The organism is Litchfieldella anticariensis FP35 = DSM 16096 (assembly GCF_000409775.1).
GTDB classification, from domain to species: domain Bacteria; phylum Pseudomonadota; class Gammaproteobacteria; order Pseudomonadales; family Halomonadaceae; genus Litchfieldella; species Litchfieldella anticariensis.
The window spans coordinates 283,508-301,136 of record NZ_KE332392.1 but is presented as its reverse complement, the minus strand read 5'-3'; the positions used below and the strand labels follow the sequence as shown (position 1 = coordinate 301,136).

The window sequence follows — 17,629 nt, the reverse complement described above, 5'->3', positions numbered from 1 at the left end:
CGGGGCGATGCCCCGTCATTGTGGCACAGCCACCGCCTATCAGCGGCGTTGAACCTTACGTTACCCAGTCACGGAGTGCCTCTCTCACCATGGCCAGTCACGACCTGATCGATCGCATTCGCTCACGCCTCGAGGAACTCAACCGCTCGGAACGAAAGGTAGCCGATGTCATTCTTCAGGACCCAGCCGCCGCCACTGGCATGAGTATTGCCACCCTGGCCCAAGCCGCCTCGGTCAGTGAACCCACGGTGAATCGCTTTTGTCGCAATTTCGAGGCCAAGGGCTATCCGGACTTCAAGATAAAATTGGCACAAAGTCTAGCGGGCGGCACTCCCTACGTGAGCCGTAGCGTCGAGCGCGATGACGATGCTGCGGGTTATGGGGATAAGATCTTCGGCGCCACCATTGCCGCTCTCGACGATGCTCGCCGGGCCCTGGATGCCAAGCGCATCGAACGCGCTGTCGATTATCTGATCCAAGCCAAGCAGATTCACTTCTTCGGTTTGGGCGCTTCAGGCCCGGTGGCCCAAGACGCCCAGCACAAGTTCTTTCGTTTCAACCTACCGGTCATGGCTTACGAAGATGTTCTGATGCAGCGTATGGTAGCGGCGTCTTGCCATACCGGCGATGTGGTGGTGATCATCTCTTATACCGGCCGTACACGCGAACTCGTCGAGATCGCCCGCCTGGCGCGTGACAATGGTGCGATAGTGCTCGGTATCACTGCCCCGGGCTCACCATTGGCGGCCGAATGCACCGAAACCCTCGAAGTCATCACCCCCGAGGACACTGACGTCTACATGCCGATGACCTCACGCATGATCCACTTGGCACTGATCGACGTACTGGCCACTGGCGTGACGCTGCGGCGGGGCGAGGATTTCCTCACCCACCTCAAGAAGATCAAGGACAGCCTGCAAGCGACGCGTTTTCCTGCAAGCTAAAAGAAATAGTGCATTACACTCAATTGCAGTAATGGCCTAGAGAGATACTACAGAAAGCGAGCTTTCTCCCACCTCTGAATCAAACATACGGACAATACAAATATATATTCGGCGACTCCACGATAGCAGAGTCGCCCCATCTCTCAAGATTGGTGTTTCCAGCTACAGCAAGCTGCGCTTGAACTCAGACACCAATTCATCCTCCAAAGGTGCCCGATGTTAGGGAAGCGCTGTTCAGTGCTTCCTTAGATCGCTTCACACTATCGGCAATCCAATCTGAGTCTTTAGCCCCATGAGTGACATTCCAGTAATCATGAATCAGGCACCAAACCAACCATTGCCTCTTGGCACGAAAAACGTTGTATAACTTCACTACAACTTGAGGCACTAACTTAGCCAAGTTAATATTGCCGGCCTTCCCTCAACCAAGAATGGCGATATGAGTGCAGCCCTACATCTTGAGGACTGGCGAGCCTGGAGTGCCAACTCGATGAGCTGCGCTGGAGATAGCCGATATGATATTTCGGCGTCTCCGAGTCCCAGCAAGTTGCCGGCGATGTTGCGTCGCCGTCTCGATGGCGCCGGGCGTGCGACCTGCGAGATATTGAGCGCTCTGGACCCCGATGCGAACTACCCGCTGATCCACGCCTCTCGCCATGGCGATGCCACACACACGCTGAACATGCTGGAAGCTCTTGCCCAAGGCGACCCGGTATCACCAGCTCGTTTCTCGATGTCAGTTCACAACGCCGTGCTAGGTGTACACTCCATCGCCGCCAGGCACTACCGTCCCATGCAGGCACTGGGCGCCTGCGGCCATGAACTCGATGCACTGCTTTGCGAGGCACAAGGGTATCTCATGGAAGGCCATGCGGCAGTCGTCGTCGTGTTCTCGGAGGGCTCAGTACCTTCCGCCTATCGTGGCCACACTCAGTCTCCCGAGGGACCTTGTGCTGTTGGACTGCGCCTTTCCTGGGGGGCAGGAAAGAAGTTGGTGGCAAGTGACATTCCACACCCCGCCTACCCCACACCACTCGATGTGATCGCCTGGCTGAACTCCGAGATACCTCATCTCGATGGCTATCGGCGCTGGCAATTGGAGGCGGGATGACGTTTGACCAATGGCGCCGCGGTATGGGGACAGCGCTCGCCTTCACGACATTCGGCCTCGGCGGCCTGTGTATCGGCGTTCTGGCTACCCCCTTGCTATTCATCACGATCCACGATATCGAGCGTCGTCAATGCGTGGCACGCCGGCTGATTCAGCGCTGTTTTCGCTGTTTCATTGGCATGATGCGAATACTCGGAGTGCTGGATTACCGTTTCGAGCAGGTGGAACGGCTGCAGCGTCCCAGCCTGCTGGTACTGGCTAACCATCCCTCACTGATCGACGTGATATTTCTGCTCGCGCACATGCCCCAAGCCGACTGCATCGTCAAAGGGCGGCTGGCTAGCAATCCGTTTACGCGGGGACCGATCCGTGCTGCCGGCTATATCACCAACAATGACCCCGAAACCGTACTCAGTGCCGCCAAGGCAAGTCTCGAGCGAGGCAATTCCTTGGTTCTCTTTCCCGAGGGCACCCGAACCTCCCCGCATCGCCCTATCAAGTTTCGTCGCGGAGGCGCCAATATCGCTTTACGCACGGCCACTGATATCACCCCGGTACTGATACGTTGCTCGCCAACCACGCTGACCAAGGGGGAGCCCTGGTATCGTATACCCGAGCGCAAGGTCCAAATGGATCTACGCGTACTCGATGACTTACCCGTAAATCAAGATAATCAACAACCAACCGGGCAGCTCGCGAGACAACTGACACGTTGGCTTAGCGATCACTTCAACAGGGAACTGGAACACTTTTATCATGAACGAGACGCACGACCTGACGCTTGAACTCAAACGCCTGATCATCGATACACTGGAGCTCGAGGACATTACTCCCGGGGATATAGAACCTGATGCCCCATTGTTCGGTGATGGGCTGGGCCTCGACTCCATCGATGCCCTCGAACTTGGGCTGGCACTGCAAAAGCGCTACGGCATCAAGCTTGACGCCGAAGCCGAGGAAACACACCGCCATTTCGCCAGCCTGAACACCTTGCAGTCACTCGTGGAGACCCGCCGTGTCGACTGATATTGCTACTGCCAATCGTGCTGATATCTTCTCTCACGTGAGCAAGACCCTCGTCGAGCTGTTCGACCTCTCCGCCGACGATATCAAGCCCGAAGCAAGACTCTACGAAGACCTCGATATCGATAGCATCGACGCCGTGGACCTGGTGGTCGAACTCAAGCAATTCACCGGTCGACGCATCAACCCCGACGACTTCAAATCTGTACGTACCATCGATGACGTGGTCGATGCCGTTGAACGCCTGATGCAACGCTGAGACATGCCTCAACAAGCGATCAAGTGGCTAGGCGTCGGCATGGCGCTAGCCTGGCCGGTGCTGGTCTTCGTCCTGCATGACCACCTGGGTAGCTGGCCGCTACTATTGATCGGCGCCATATTGCTCGCCTGGCGGATACCCCAGGCTCGCTATCTGGCCACTGTGGTGGCGGTACTATTGCTGGCGCTGGGCGGCTTAGGGCATGCCGAACTCGGTATGCGCGCCTATCCCGTCGCCGTCAACGCCATCATGCTGATCGTCTTTGTGTCCAGCCTGTGTGGGGGCATGCCGGTTATCGAACGCCTGGCACGCCTGCGCGAGCCCGATTTACCACCATCGGGAGTACGCTATACCCGCCGGGTCACCTGGGCATGGTGTGGTTTCTTTGTCTTCAACGGCGCCATCGCCTCCTGGACAGCGTTATATGCCGACTTGGCGACCTGGTCGCTGTACAACGGCGTCGTCAGCTACGGCCTGATTGCCTTGATGTTTGCCGGTGAATGGCTGTTGCGTCACCGCCTGAGGAGGAGCCTGTCGTGACATTCGTCCCGTTAACCCGACTGCCCTGGCGTAGAGCGAGCGCGAATCACCGCTCGCTTCCTCATCACTGGGTCGACCCGGTCTCACTACCTCAGCGCATCGATGCCTGGCGCCATTGGCTGGCCAATCAACCCGCTGGTCACTGGCTACTTTGCCAACGACATCCCAAGGATTTCTGCGCCGCATTGGTTGCGCTGTGGGAAAGCGGCCGTGTCGCGGTGCTGCCGGCCGACGATCGTCCTGAAACTCTGGCACGACTTGCCACCGAGGTCGACGGCACGCTGCCCGAGATCCCTGGCAACCACAGCACCAGCCACCATGAGGCTGCCACGCTTCCCTACCCCAAGGCACTCGCCACCACGTCCACGGCAGTCGTTCTGTACACCTCCGGTTCCACCGGTGACCCAGTACGCCTGAGCAAGCGTTTCGACCAACTCGATGCGGAATTGGCTGCCCATGCCAAGCTATGGCCATTGGCCGACAATTGTGTCATCTCACAGGTCAGTCACCAGCACATCTATGGGCTGCTCACCGGCGTGTTGCATCCGTTATGCTCCAGCGTTCCCTTCTGCGGCGACGAGTGTCGTTACCCCGAAGTGCTTGCTGCGCGCCTCCTCGAAGCCAGTGATGCTGGTCTCGCCCCGGTGATAGTAAGTTCACCAGCCCAGTTGTCCCGCCTACCGGAGCACCTGCCCTGGAGGGAGTCGCCCCGCCCCGTTCGCGTGTTCTCCTCCGGTGCTCCCTTGGCGACAGAGCATGCCCAGCGCGCCGAACACCTGTTACATGCTGCGGTGATCGAGATCTATGGCAGTACCGAAACCGGAGGAATCGCCCAGCGTCGACAAACACAGGACACCGCCTGGCAAGCCCTACCCGGCGTGCAACTGTCATTCGTGGACGAACGCCTGGCTTTGAGCTCGCCATTTCTGGAAGACCCTAAGAGGTGGTGGCAACAACCCGACCGGGTCGCCCCGGCAGCCGACGGCTTCCAACTGTTGGGCCGTGCGGATCGCCTGGTAAAGATCGCCGGCAAGCGCATCTCGTTGGATCATATCGAGCACACCCTGACCACCACACCGGAAGTTGATGAGGCTCGGTGCATTGATCTTGGTCGAAGCGACGGGCGCCTGGGCGTAGTGATTGCTCTACATGACGAGTTCATTCCTCACCAGCACGACGCTCGTCATGATCTGATACAGCGTCTACGAGCGCATCTGTCACACCATCTGGAACGAGTCGCCATTCCCCGCTACTGGCGCTTCGTCGATACCCTGCCGAGCAATGCCCAAGGCAAGCTCGACCGCAGTCTGGTCAACCGACTGTTCGCCGATCTCGATGACACCAAGGCACCACGTTGGCTAGGAGAGCGCCGCTCCGACCCTTGCTCCTGCCTCTTGACTCTGGAAGTGCCGGAGCGCCTGATCTTTCTCGAGGGCCACTTCGACGAGTATCCGTTGGTGCCCGGGGTAGTGATGGTGCAGTGGGCTATCGAACTCGCCGGTAAGTACTTCGGCGAACCAGGCGAATTCCAAGGTATCGAGCGTTTGAAGTTCCAACGCGTACTGCGCCCTGGGTCACGCTTCACGCTACAGTTGACACGCCGCGACGATGGCATCGCCTTCGTCATCGACTCGCATGAGGGACGGCACTGCGCAGGACGAGTTCGTCTGCAATCCCGCCAGGGAGAACGTCATGGTTGAGCCGCGTCCCTGCGTCCTGATTCCGGTCTATAACCACCCCACTACGATCGGCCCGGTATGCGACGAGCTTGCTACCTTGGGGGTACCGCTGCTACTGGTGGACGACGGCTGTGACGCCGAGTGCGCGGCCGAACTCGACCGCTTGGCAGCGAATGGACACCACCTGCTGCGCCTGGCCATCAATCAGGGCAAGGGAGCTGCGGTGCGCCTCGGGCTCCAAGAAGCCCAGCGTCTCGGTTATACCCATGCCCTTCAGGTGGATGCCGACGGCCAGCATGCCAGCGAAGACCTGCCCGCCTTCTTCGCGGCACTGGACACGGCCCCCGATACGCTGGTGGTCGGTTACCCACGCTATGACGCCAGCGTTCCGCGAGTACGCTTCTACGGCCGTTATGCGACGCATGTCTGGGTATGGATCAACACCCTGTCCCTGGAGATCCGCGACTCCATGTGCGGCGTCAGGCTCTATCCGGTCGACGCACTCAACCGCCTGCTGGAAAAGCATCGGTGCGGCGATCGCATGACCTTCGACACCGAAGTGCTGGTGCGCTGGTACTGGACTGGCGGTACCCTGGCTCACCTCCCCGTATGTGTGCGCTATCCACGCGATGGCGTGAGCCATTTCGCCCTGTGGCGCGATAACCGCCAGATCTCCATCATGCACACCCGCTTGTTCTTCGGCATGCTGCGGCGCTTGCCCCGCCTGCTGGCTCGACGTTGGCGCAGACAATCTGCAGGGGTAGGCCCATGAATCACCATTGGGCACAGATCGGCGAGCGCGGCACCACGGCCGGCATGACCCTAATGGTGGCCATACAGCGCTCCCTGGGGCGCTGGCCTTTCCGGCTCGCGTTATGGCCGGTCATGCTGTGGTATTTCTTGGCGCATGGCACGGCGCGGTGCGCCTCCCAATCCTATCTGCAACGCCTCTATCCTCATCTCAGCTATCGGCCGCTCGCCCGTTGGTGGCACAGCTATCGCCACTTCCTGGCCTTCGGTGATGCATTGATGGACAAGGTCGCGGCCTGGAGCGGGGATATCGCCGACGAACGCCTGAGCGGCACGGGCATCGAGCATTTCAGTGCCGCCATCGATGGCGGCCGGGGAGGCCTGATCCTGGTTGCTCATCACGGTAATCTCGACGTGGTCAATGCCTTGGCCGAGCGGCACCCCGGACTCGAACTGACAGTCATGATGCATACCCGTAATGCACGCAAGTTCAATGCATTGTTGGAGCGTGTCACGGGACGGCCTCGTCCCCACGTTCTCGAGGTCAGCGAGATCACACCGGCCACCGCCCAAGCCCTGGACGAACGCATACAAGCTGGCGGGTACGTAGTCATCGCTGCCGACCGGCTTTCCCTGTCGGGGGGACGGACGCGGTGTCTTGATTTCCTCGGCGGCCAGGCCAGATTCCCCGAAGGCCCATTCTGGCTTGCCACGTTGCTGCGCTGTCCACTGTACACCCTTTCCTGCGTACGCGAGAACGACAGGTTCCGGATCGACTTCGAGGCCATCGACGATACCCGAGACTTGCCACGCCGCCAGCGCGAAGCATGGATCGCCGACGCCATGCAGCGCCATGCCGATCACCTGGCCAAGCGCGTTCGGCGTCACCCACTGCAATGGTTCAACTTCTATCCGTTCTGGACGAACGATATGGGATACCTTCATGACGACACTCCATGACCCGCTCGCTGGCTCCATTACCAGCGCACCTCTCACGCTGGATGGCTCGACTGTCACCCTCGAGGACGTACTGGCGGTCGCCGAAGGCCGTCGTCACATCGTCCTGTCGACAGCATCCGACTTTCGTGAGCGCATCGCTCGTGGCAATGCATTTCTCGAACGCCTGCTCGAAGAAGACGGTGTGGTCTACGGCGTCACCACCGGCTATGGTGATTCTTGCACCCGCGAAGTGCCGGCCTCCGATCTGGAACAGCTGCCACGCCAGTTGTATACCTTCCACGGCTGCGGCCTGGGCGAGGTGCTGTCGGTGGAAGCCGCACGGGCCGTGGTCATGGTGCGTCTGGTATCGCTGTGCCGCGGCGTCTCGGGAGTTAGCGTCGAGCTTCTTGAGCGTCTGGCCTGGCTACTCGAACATGATGTCGTGCCGGTCATCCCCGAGGAAGGCTCGGTAGGCGCCAGCGGCGACCTGACGCCGCTGTCTTATCTAGCCGCTGTATTGTGCGGTGAGCGCGAAGTGTTCGACCGCGGCCAACGCCGCCCCACCTCGGAGGTCTTCGCCGAGCGCGGCCTTTCGCCCTATCGCCTGAAGCCCAAGGAAGGCCTGGCACTGATGAATGGCACGGCGGTGATGACCGCACTCGGCGTGTTCGCCTTCGCCCGGACAACCTATCTGGCACGGCTAGCCACGCGCATCACCGCGTTGTCGGTCTACGCACTGGACGGCAACCCCTATCATTTCGACGCCGATCTGTTCGCCGCCAAACCACACCCTGGACAAAACCGCGTGGCCGAGCGTCTGCGCGACGACCTGCATGCCCCTGATACACCACGCAACTCGCCCCGCCTGCAGGACCGTTACTCGACACGCTGCGCCCCACACGTGATCGGTGTGGTAGAAGATGCCCTGCCCTGGTGGCGCCAGTTTCTGGAGACTGAGCTCAACAGCGCCAACGACAACCCGCTGATCGACGCCGAGCACGGTAAGGTCATGCATGGCGGCCACTTTTACGGTGGCCATGTCGCCTTTGTCATGGATAGTCTCAAGCAAGCTTGTGCCAACCTCGCCGATCTGCTCGATCGCCAGTTGGCGCTATTGGTCGATACTCGCTTCAACCATGGCCTGCCCAGCAACCTGAGTGGTGCCACGCCGCAGCGGGCCAGCCTCAACCACGGCTACAAGGCAGTACAGATCGGCGCCTCGGCGTGGACCGCCGAGGCCCTCAAGCTGACCATGCCAGCCAGTGTCTTCTCGCGTTCCACCGAGTGCCACAATCAGGACAAGGTCAGCATGGGCACCATCGCCGCTCGCGATGCCCTGCGCGTCCTGACCCTCGTCGAACAGGTCGCCGCCGCCACCCTGCACGCCACCTGCCAGGCCGTCGAGCTGCGCAGCCAGTTGGTCGATGCCGCTCCACTTCCCGAGCGCCTGGCTGGCTTTCTCGATGCATGCCGGTCGACGTTTCCGACCCTGGAGGAAGATCGTGCCCTGGAGCCTGAACTACGCGCCCTCTGTGGCCTGATTCGCCAACGTCGCTGGAGCCTGTATGACGCCTGACGACCGCCCGCTACCACGCTGCGAAACCGAGCTGACGATCCCCTTCCATGACGTCGACATGATGCAGGTGGCCTGGCACGGTCACTATGTGCGCTACTTGGAAATCGCCCGCTGCGAACTGCTCGATGCCATCGATTACAACTATCCACAGATGCAGGATTCGGGGTTCGCCTGGCCGGTAATCGACCTGCGCCTGCGCTATGCCGCTCCGGCGATATTCGCCCAACGGATCGCCATCGAAGCGCGAGTGAGTGAGTGGGAACACCGTCTCAAGATCGACTACACCATTCGCGATGCCGAGACGCGCAAGCGCCTGACCCGGGCCTGGAGCGTGCAGGTCGCGGTGGGGCTGGACGACCATGAAATGCGCTTGGTGTCACCGCCGGCGCTGGTCGAACGGCTGCTCGCCTGGCAGGAGGCCAACCCGTGATGCGTCATCTTCCATGGACGATGTGTACCGCCCTGAGCCTGATCGCCAGCCCTGTCGTGTGGGCGATCCCCGATGATGACAAGCTCGCTGAGCGCCTGGCCACTCATGCCCCATCATGCGGTCGCTTCGAACAATCCCGTTGGTTGGCCGACCTTGAGACGCAGTTGGACAGTCGTGGCCATTTCCGGCAGCGCGAAGATGGCCTCGTCTGGCAGACCACCGCGCCAGTGCAGGATCGCGTGGTCTTGAGTGAAGACAATGACGATCTTCCGCTTGGCTTCCAGGTCATCGCCCCGGTCTTCAGCGGCCTTCTCTCGGGAGACTGGCAGGCATTGGAACGCCACTTCACGATCGAACTCAGCGGTGAGCTGAAAGACTGGCGAGCCAGGCTGGTGCCCAAGGATGTGGCTGTCGGCGAACGGCTCACGCAACTACTCGTGAGCGGCCACCAACAAGTGGAGCAGGTCGAGCTCGAGTTCGCCGACGGAGACCGGCTCAATCTGACCCTGACCCCGGCCGCTTGCGAAAACCTCGACGACGGTGATCCCGCGCCGTGAGCGATACGCAACGTCCGACTCGAGTCGAGCGGCTCGCCGCCTGGTGCTGGGCCGGGCTACTGCTGGGTTGCACCATCCTGCTGGCCGGCTTGCTGAGCCAGGGAACGCCGCTGGATACTCGCATCACCGCACTACTCCCCGAACCCCACCAGACGGCGTTGCTCGAACAAGCCGAACAGCGCTTGACCCAAGCCTTCGAGGATCGCTTCGTGCTGCTGATCCGCGGCGATTCCCCAGCCGAGCTCATCGCCGACCTCAAGGCTCGCCTGCGGGATTCCGCAAGCGTCCTCGGCTTTGACGACGATATGTTCCAACGTCCCGACACCGCCTTGGCTCCCTATCGCTATCGCCTGCTGGCCGAGCCGCTGGCCAGCGCCGATAACGAAGCCTGGGTACAGCGAGGCCTGACGCGACTGTTCACCCCCGGCAGCGATGCCGATCCCCGACGCGATCCTTTCGGCCTGCTCGATGCGTGGCTGGAACAGCGCTTCGACAGCCCCATCCGCTTGATCGATGGCCAGCCAGCCATTAGTGACCGAGACGGGTACTGGTTCGTCGTCAGCAGCCAACTGTCCACCAGCCCCTACGACATGGACCTGCAACGACGCCTTACCGCTGCGCTGTCGAGCTTTCGTGACGCGCATCCCGACGCTGAGCTATTGCGCAGCGGCCTGGTGTTCCACGCTGCCGCTGGGGCGAATCAGGCAAAACGGGAAATTTCCACCATCGGCCTGGGATCGCTGCTGGGTATCGGCTTGCTGCTATGGGGCACATTCAGACGTGGTGCGATTCTGGCCAGCCTATTGCTGCCGGTCGTTTGCGGTGTGGTGTTTGCACTACCATTGACCTGGTGGCTATTCGGCACGCTCAACCTGCTAACACTGGCGTTCGGCGCCAGCCTGATCGGCATCGCCGTCGACTACGCTCTGCATCTGCAATGCGCTCGCCAACTGGCTCCCGAGCAAGCACTGACACGGCTCTGGCCCGGACTGTTGCTGGGCCTGGTATCCAGCCTGGCGGCCTATCTCGCCCAGCTCGCAACACCCCTGCCAGGGTTGCGCCAGATGGCCACTTTCACCGCGTTGGGATTGATCGGCGCCTGGTTGACCGTGCGCCTGTGGCTACCGTGGTTCTCCCCACGCCCTCACATCGCGACGACACGCATCGCTGCCCAGTTGAATCGACTGCGCCTGCCGCCTCGGGCTCCCTATCGTTGGAGCCTGCTGGCCTTGCTCGGCATGTTTGCCGTGACATTGATCGTCACTCGCCTGACAGCCAATGACGACCTGCGTCAGCTCAACCCTTCACCCGCCACACTGATCGCCGAGCAGCAACGCGTGCAGACCCTGCTGGAACGCCCCGCTGGTAGTCGTTACCTGGTCGTCACCGCCGAACAGGAAGCCACACTGCTGGAACGACTGGAATCTCTGGAAGCTCCCTTGGCGAAACTGCGGGCACAAGGACACCTGGCACACTACCGACATCTCGCCCAGGCGGTACCCTCCCCGGCCACCCAGAAAGCCAACCTGGAGCGAGTACGCCAGGTTTATGCCACCGCCCTGCCGGAATGGATCGCCAACGCCGGGCTTCCCCCGAAACTGCTGGAAGCTGCCCAAGCACCACTGCGTACAGTGCCGTTGCTGACCCTCGAGGCATGGTTAAAGATGTCGGCAGGGCGTGCCGATAACATGCTATGGCTTGGCGAAGTGTCCGCATCCAAGGCCGCGAATCCCGAACTTGCGGCCCTGGTCATTCTAGGCGATGCCGATGAGATGGCCCGGCATGCGCTCACCCGACTCGCCGCAGCGTCGTATATCCATTACCACGACCGGGTGGCAACGCTTTCCGACCATTTGGCGCAGTTGCGCGATCAGATCGCCCTATGGCTGACGGCCGCTGCGATGGGGCTGGCACTGCTGTTCGGCTGGCGCTATCGCCGCCGAGCCTGGCGCGTATTGTTGCCACCATTGGGAGCAGTGGTCGCGACGCTGGCATTGTTCAGCGCGCTGGGCGTTGGCCTGACGCTGTTTCATCTGCTGGGGCTGTTGCTGGTATTAGGCATAGGGCTCGATGCCGGGATCTTCAGTACCGAGCACCCCGATAGTCCGGCAGCCTGGCTGGCGATCAGCCTGTCCTGCGCATCGAGCCTGTTGGCCTTCGGCCTGCTGGCCTTCAGCGCTACGCCGGCGTTGCACTATCTGGGCCTGACCTGCCTTATCGGACTTGCCGCGACCTGGGTCTTGGTGCCCTTCGCCAGAGCGGATACCAGTCGGCTCACTGCCGAGCACGAACACAGTCGTGATGGCCAACAGGAGACATGATCGCATGGAATCGAATGACACTACCGATGTCGCCATCATCGGCGCAGGCCCTGCCGGCGCCGCCGCGGCCGCTTGGCTCGCCCGGCGTGGCCTGCATGTCCGGGTCATCGAACGTAGCCGCTTTCCGCGCTTTTCCATCGGTGAGAGTCTGCTGCCGCAATGCATGGTACATCTTGAGGACTGCGGCCTGCTCGATGCCGCACAGGCCGGCGACTTTCAGCCCAAGAACGGCGCTGCCTTTAGCTGGCGAGGCCAGGACACCGCCATCGATTTCCGTGACAAGTTCAGCCCTGGCCCCGACACCACTTGGCAGGTCGAACGCGCCGATTTCGACCTGCGACTGATAGAGGGAGCACGCCAGGCCGGTGCCGAGGTCGAATTCGATACCCGCGTCGAGGCCTTCATCGCCGACGACGACCGGCCATGCCTCACGCTGGTTGACACGACAGATGAGCGACGCTCGCTCAGTGCCCGCTTCATACTGGATGCCAGTGGCTATGGTCGCGTCCTGGCACGTCTCACCGGTCTCGCCCGGCCCTCGGTCTTGGAGCCGCGCTGTGCGCTGTTCACCCATATCGAGGATCGCATTGTCTGCCCACATCATGATCGTGAAAAGATCCTGATCGGCCTGCACCCCGAGCATCCTGGCATCTGGTTCTGGCTGATCCCTTTCCGGCAGGGGCGCGCCTCGCTCGGCGTGGTCGGCGATAGAGCGGCGCTGGAATCTGCCGGCGCCGACGATAACGAACGTCTATGGCACTTGATCCGTGCCGAACCTCGGTTTGCCGAACTGCTGACCAATGCCGAGTCCATTCGCGACATCGGCCGCCTGGAAGGCTATTCCGCCGATGTCACTCGACTACACGGCCCAGGCTTCGCCCTTCTGGGCAATGCCGGTGAATTCCTCGACCCGGTATTTTCCTCGGGCGTGACCATCGCCCTGGACTCGGCGCTGCGCGCCGCGCCCCTGGTCGAGCGTCAGCTCTCCGGCGAAAGAATCGATTGGGATAGCCAGTTCGAACAGCCGCTGCGGCGCGGCGTGGCCACCTTCCGCGAATTCGTCGAGGCTTGGTACGACGGTCGTCTGCCGCGCATCATCTTCAACGCGCAACAGACGCCACGCATCCGCTCAATGATCAGTTCGGTGCTGGCAGGCTATGCCTGGGATGAGAGTAACCCCTTCGTTGCCGCCAGCCGCCGGCGGCTGAACAGTCTGGCTGAGGCGTGCACCGACGATGCCTCCTCTGCCATCAGCGAGGTTCGATAGGTGCGACGTCCCTTTCTTCGCCATGCGTTGCTGACGGCCATCTTTGCACAGCTTATCGGCTGTGCCGGGCAACCAGCCAACGCCCCGCCTCCTGAGCTGGCGGCACTGCCCGAGATGGGTACGCGGATGCAACGCCTGACGTTCGACCATCAGGGCCAGCGTCATGAACTGATCGGTGTCTTGCGCCACGATGATGGTTCGCTACGCTTGGCCATGCTGAGCCCACAAGGCCAGCGCCTGTTGACCTTGGTGCATGACGACCATGGTGCCCGTTTCCTTCCCGACACATCGTTCGACCCACCGTTTTCGGCCGAGTGGCTAGCCAGTCGCTTGGCCTGGAGCCTGTGGCCATCGTCAGCATTGACTCGAGCCTTTGACAGGACCGACTGGTCATTGGTGGAAGATCGCGAGGAGCGTACCATCCGCTACCGGAGTCGAACCATCGCTCACATCATGGGCAATGCCGAATGCCGTATCATCGATGACTTCGAGGGTGATTATCGCTTGTATATCGCACCACTTGACGACGACGCCAACCGGACAGCAGCCTCATGCCCAGCCGATTGACCCCCATACAGGAACAACCCTGCCGTCTCTTGCCTCCGGCACTGGTCTGTCCCCTGGGCGACGACCTGGGAACGATCTCCAAGGCCTTGTTCAACGGGCATCGCGGTCTGGTGTATGACGACGCCTTTACTCCTGGGCGTCCACTGCCGCTGGGACGGGTAACTTCCCCCTTGCCCGATATCAGCAGCTTGCCAGTGGTGCATCGCTCCCGAAACAATCAGTTGCTAGCCGCGGCGTTGGAGCGGCTCGAGCCGACACTTGACGCCTACCGCCAGCGGCACCCACAAGCACGCATCGGGGTGATCCTCGGTACCAGCACCTCAGGCATAGGTGAAACCGAAATGGCTTTGGCCAAACGCCAACGGGAAGGTGACTGGCCACTAGACTTTCGCTACCAACGCCATGAAATAGGCTCTCCAGCATGTTTCGTCGCTGAACGGCTTGGTCTCGAGGGGCCTGCCTACACACTGTCTACTGCTTGCACATCGAGCGCCCGAGCCCTGGCCAGTGCCAAGCGTTCACTGGCGAGCGGCGCCTTTGATGCGGTGATCGCCGGTGGTGCAGACAGTCTCTGCGGCCTGACCGTCAATGGCTTCGCCTCGCTCGAAGCGCTCAGCGATACCCCTTGCCAGCCCTTCTCGGCCAACCGCGATGGCATCAACCTGGGGGAAGCAGCGGCTTTGTTCCTGGTCACCGCCGAAACGGGCGGTATCCAGCTCAGCGGTTATGGCGAGACTAGCGATGCCCATCATATCTCCGCGCCACGCCCCGACGGCCAGGGAGCCATCGCGGCCATACAGGCAGCGCTGGACATGGCCCGGCTGCCAGCCTCGGCCATCGATTATCTCAACCTGCACGGTACTGCAACCCGCCAGAACGACAGCATGGAAGCCCTAGCCGTCGCTCATGTTTTCGGCGACACACTGCCATGCAGTTCGACCAAGGCCCTGACCGGCCATACGTTGGGTGCCTGCGGGGCGTTGGAAGCCGCCTTCTGCTGGCTGGCCCTGGATACCGGGCGGTTGCCGCCACACGTCTATGACGACCAGCCCGACGCAGAGCTACCACTACTGGCCTACGCCTCGGCTACGAAACATGACGGCACACGTGCACTCAGCAACGCCTTCGCTTTCGGAGGCAACAATATCGCTTTGCTGTTGGAACGTTTTCATGACTGATTTCCCGACATCACAAAGGCTCGACCTGCCCTGCGACATTGCCCCCTACGTGCCTCATCGTCATGGCATGTGCCTGCTCGACACTCTGCTCGATGTGGGAGATGAGTACCTGCATGCCGAAGTCATCCCAAGCCGCGACGACCTCTTTGCTACCACCGAGGGCATACCTGGCTGGGTGGGACTCGAATGGCTCGCCCAGGCCGTTGCCGCCTGGGCCGGCGTGCAGGCCGTAAACCAAGGGGGGACGCCGCAAATCGGCTTTCTGCTCGGCACCCGACGCTATCAATGCCAGACACCGAAGTTCGCCTTCGGGCAACCGATTCGCATCGAAGTCGAACTCGATTTCCGTGCCGACAACGGCCTTGGGGCCTTTCGCGGGCGCCTGCTGGACAGCGACGGTCAACAACTCGCCACCACCACGCTCAACGTCTTTCAGCCCGAATCGCGACAAGCGCTGGAGGACATTCAACAAGGGAGCAACCCATGACCGATACCATTCTAGTCACCGGTTCGAGCCGCGGCATCGGTCGTGCCATTGCCCTGCGCCTGGCACGGGATGGCTTCGATATTGTGCTGCACTGCCGTCACCGCAAGGAGGCCGCCGAAGCGGTCGCCCACGACATCCGCGCCCTAGGGCGCGGCGCCCGCGTAATCTGCTTTGATGTCGCTGACCGCGAAGCGGCACGACATGCCATCGAAACCGATATCGATGCACATGGCGCCTACTATGGGGTGGTCTGCAACGCCGGTATCACCGCCGATGGCGCCTTTCCCGCGCTTTCCGACGAAGACTGGGACAGCGTCATCCACACCAACCTCGATGGCTTCTACAACGTGGTCAAGCCCTTGGTCATGCCGATGATTCGCCGGCGCGCACCGGGTCGCATCGTAGTGATGTCCTCGGTGTCGGGGTTGATGGGCAACCGCGGCCAGGTCAACTACAGCGCCGCCAAGGCCGGCCTGATCGGTGCGGTGAAAGCCCTGGCGGTAGAGTTGGCCAAGCGCCGAATCACGGTCAACTGCGTCGCCCCAGGATTGATCGACACCGACATGACCGACGACCTGGTCACCGAGGAAGCCCTCAAGCTAATCCCCATGCGCCGCACCGGCACCAGCGAGGAAGTCGCCGCCACGGTAGGCTTCCTGTGCTCGTGCGATGCCGGATATATCACCCGGCAGGTTTTCGCTGTGAATGGAGGAATGTGCTGATGCCAGGCGACATGCTACGCAAGGATGGACTCGGTCGCCGGGTGGTGGTCACCGGTATAGCGGGCTTTTCACCAATCGGCAATGACTGGGCAAACATACGTGCTCGTCTCGAACGCTTGGAAAGTGGTATTCGCCACATGGATGACTGGAAAAGCTACGAAGGCCTCAACACACGCCTTGGCGCTCCCGTCAGCGACTTCATGCTGCCCGATCACTATCACCGTCGTGCGCTACGCAGCATGGGGCGGGGAGCGCAAATGGCCACCCGTGCCAGCGAGCTGGCGCTGGAGGATGCGGGGCTGCTCGACTCTCCGCTCTTGGGTAGCGGCCAGATGGGAATCGCTTACGGCGCATCGGCGGGAGAGCCCGACGCGGTGGCTGACTTCGGCAACATGCTGATCAACAAGTCGACGGATGGGCTCAATGCCAATTCCTATATCCGCATGATGGCTCACACCGCACCGGTCAACATTGGTGTGTTCCTCGGCGTGCGTGGACGCATCCACACCACTTCGAGTGCCTGCACATCGGGTAGCCAAGGCATCGGCTACGCCTACGAAGCGATTCGATTCGGCCGTCAGACAGCAATGATCGCCGGCGGTTGCGAGGAGCTATCGGCCTCCGAGGCCGCCGTTTTCGATACGCTGTTCGCCACCAGCACCCGCAACGACGCCCCGCATACCTCGCCGCGTCCTTTCGATGCCGAGCGCGATGGCCTGGTAATCGGTGAAGGTGCCGGCACCCTGATTCTCGAAGAGCTCGAGCACGCCAAGGCTCGCGGAGCCACCATCTACGCCGAGTTGGTTGGGTTCGGCACCAACAGCGATGGTCGCCACGTCACCCAACCAGACGCCAACATGATGGAACGGGCCATTCGCCAGTCACTCGATGACGCTGGACTAAAGCCGGAGCAGATCGGCTACGTCAGTGCGCACGGTACCGCCACCGATCGTGGCGATATCGCCGAAAGTCATGCCACGCATGCCGTATTCGGTTCCAAGCTGCCGATCAGTGCCTTCAAGAGCTTCACCGGCCATACACTGGGGGCCTGCGGCGCACTGGAGGCTTGGGTCGCCATCGAGATGATGCGCGAAGGATGGTTCCATGCCACTGCCAACCTCGACCGGCCCGATGACGCTTGCGCGGATCTCGACTACCTATGCGGCAAAGCACGACGCATCGACTGCGAGTACGTGATGAGCAATAACTTTGCCTTTGGCGGCATCAACACTTCGTTGATTTTCCGCCGCTGGCCATGATGGCACTATCATGTGCCGCT

19 protein-coding genes are annotated in these 17,629 nt (G+C 61.4%); all 19 read left to right on the top strand.

Annotated features, from left to right (window positions below; all coding sequences use genetic code 11):
* The first annotated feature begins 89 nt into the window (after nt 1-89).
* The 19 genes from L861_RS16975 to L861_RS16885 all read left to right on the top strand — a co-directional run bounded on the left by L861_RS16975 (nt 90) and on the right by L861_RS16885 (nt 17,609).
* On the top strand, nt 90-944 hold the full coding sequence (locus tag L861_RS16975; protein WP_016417869.1) for a MurR/RpiR family transcriptional regulator: 855 nt from the start codon (nt 90-92) through the stop codon (nt 942-944).
* 439 nt (nt 945-1,383) lie between these two features.
* Nucleotides 1,384-2,055 (top strand): beta-ketoacyl synthase chain length factor, encoded by a 672-nt coding sequence (locus L861_RS16970; RefSeq protein WP_016417868.1) that lies wholly within the window; start codon nt 1,384-1,386, stop codon nt 2,053-2,055.
* Nucleotides 2,052-2,840, top strand: coding sequence for a lysophospholipid acyltransferase family protein (locus tag L861_RS16965; RefSeq protein WP_016417867.1), 789 nt, complete (start codon nt 2,052-2,054; stop codon nt 2,838-2,840). Before L861_RS16970 ends, L861_RS16965 begins: the two co-directional genes overlap by 4 nt.
* Nucleotides 2,812-3,081 carry a phosphopantetheine-binding protein gene (locus L861_RS16960; protein WP_016417866.1) on the top strand — a complete coding sequence of 90 codons (270 nt, stop codon included), beginning with the start codon at nt 2,812-2,814 and terminating at the stop codon, nt 3,079-3,081. Before L861_RS16965 ends, L861_RS16960 begins: the two co-directional genes overlap by 29 nt.
* Entirely contained in the window at nt 3,071-3,337 is a 267-nt protein-coding gene (locus L861_RS16955; protein ID WP_016417865.1) for an acyl carrier protein, read from the top strand. The genes L861_RS16960 and L861_RS16955 overlap by 11 nt, the downstream gene beginning before the upstream one ends.
* A 3-nt stretch (nt 3,338-3,340) precedes the next feature.
* Nucleotides 3,341-3,877 carry a COG4648 family protein gene (locus L861_RS16950; RefSeq protein WP_016417864.1) on the top strand — a complete coding sequence of 179 codons (537 nt, stop codon included), beginning with the start codon at nt 3,341-3,343 and terminating at the stop codon, nt 3,875-3,877.
* On the top strand, nt 3,874-5,577 hold the full coding sequence (locus L861_RS16945) for an ApeI family dehydratase (protein ID WP_016417863.1): 1,704 nt from the start codon (nt 3,874-3,876) through the stop codon (nt 5,575-5,577). Before L861_RS16950 ends, L861_RS16945 begins: the two co-directional genes overlap by 4 nt.
* Nucleotides 5,570-6,328: a glycosyltransferase family 2 protein gene (locus L861_RS16940; protein WP_016417862.1), complete on the top strand. Its 759-nt coding sequence runs from the start codon at nt 5,570-5,572 to the stop codon at nt 6,326-6,328. Before L861_RS16945 ends, L861_RS16940 begins: the two co-directional genes overlap by 8 nt.
* The gene (locus L861_RS16935) at nt 6,325-7,266 is read left to right on the top strand and encodes a lysophospholipid acyltransferase family protein (protein ID WP_016417861.1); all 942 of its coding nucleotides are present in this window, start codon (nt 6,325-6,327) and stop codon (nt 7,264-7,266) included. The genes L861_RS16940 and L861_RS16935 overlap by 4 nt, the downstream gene beginning before the upstream one ends.
* Nucleotides 7,250-8,821: an HAL/PAL/TAL family ammonia-lyase gene (locus L861_RS16930; RefSeq protein WP_016417860.1), complete on the top strand. Its 1,572-nt coding sequence runs from the start codon at nt 7,250-7,252 to the stop codon at nt 8,819-8,821. The genes L861_RS16935 and L861_RS16930 overlap by 17 nt, the downstream gene beginning before the upstream one ends.
* Entirely contained in the window at nt 8,811-9,251 is a 441-nt protein-coding gene (locus L861_RS16925) for an acyl-CoA thioesterase (RefSeq protein ID WP_016417859.1), read from the top strand. The genes L861_RS16930 and L861_RS16925 overlap by 11 nt, the downstream gene beginning before the upstream one ends.
* Complete coding sequence (locus tag L861_RS16920) at nt 9,251-9,808, top strand: LolA family protein (RefSeq protein ID WP_016417858.1); 558 nt, start codon at nt 9,251-9,253, stop codon at nt 9,806-9,808. The genes L861_RS16925 and L861_RS16920 overlap by 1 nt, the downstream gene beginning before the upstream one ends.
* The gene (locus L861_RS16915; RefSeq protein ID WP_016417857.1) at nt 9,805-12,129 is read left to right on the top strand and encodes an MMPL family transporter; all 2,325 of its coding nucleotides are present in this window, start codon (nt 9,805-9,807) and stop codon (nt 12,127-12,129) included. The genes L861_RS16920 and L861_RS16915 overlap by 4 nt, the downstream gene beginning before the upstream one ends.
* Before the next feature lie 4 nt (nt 12,130-12,133).
* Nucleotides 12,134-13,396, top strand: a complete 1,263-nt coding sequence (locus L861_RS16910) for an NAD(P)/FAD-dependent oxidoreductase (RefSeq protein ID WP_016417856.1) — start codon at nt 12,134-12,136, stop codon at nt 13,394-13,396.
* Nucleotides 13,397-13,963: a DUF3261 domain-containing protein gene (locus L861_RS16905; RefSeq protein ID WP_016417855.1), complete on the top strand. Its 567-nt coding sequence runs from the start codon at nt 13,397-13,399 to the stop codon at nt 13,961-13,963.
* Complete coding sequence (locus L861_RS16900) at nt 13,948-15,141, top strand: beta-ketoacyl-ACP synthase (RefSeq protein ID WP_016417854.1); 1,194 nt, start codon at nt 13,948-13,950, stop codon at nt 15,139-15,141. Before L861_RS16905 ends, L861_RS16900 begins: the two co-directional genes overlap by 16 nt.
* A complete protein-coding gene (locus L861_RS16895; protein WP_016417853.1) occupies nt 15,134-15,628 on the top strand; it encodes a hotdog family protein in 495 nt (164 codons plus the stop codon). The genes L861_RS16900 and L861_RS16895 overlap by 8 nt, the downstream gene beginning before the upstream one ends.
* On the top strand, nt 15,625-16,350 hold the full coding sequence (gene fabG / locus L861_RS16890; RefSeq protein WP_016417852.1) for a 3-oxoacyl-ACP reductase FabG: 726 nt from the start codon (nt 15,625-15,627) through the stop codon (nt 16,348-16,350). Before L861_RS16895 ends, fabG begins: the two co-directional genes overlap by 4 nt.
* Nucleotides 16,350-17,609: a beta-ketoacyl-ACP synthase gene (locus tag L861_RS16885; RefSeq protein WP_016417851.1), complete on the top strand. Its 1,260-nt coding sequence runs from the start codon at nt 16,350-16,352 to the stop codon at nt 17,607-17,609. Before fabG ends, L861_RS16885 begins: the two co-directional genes overlap by 1 nt.
* Nucleotides 17,610-17,629: the final 20 nt, after the last annotated feature.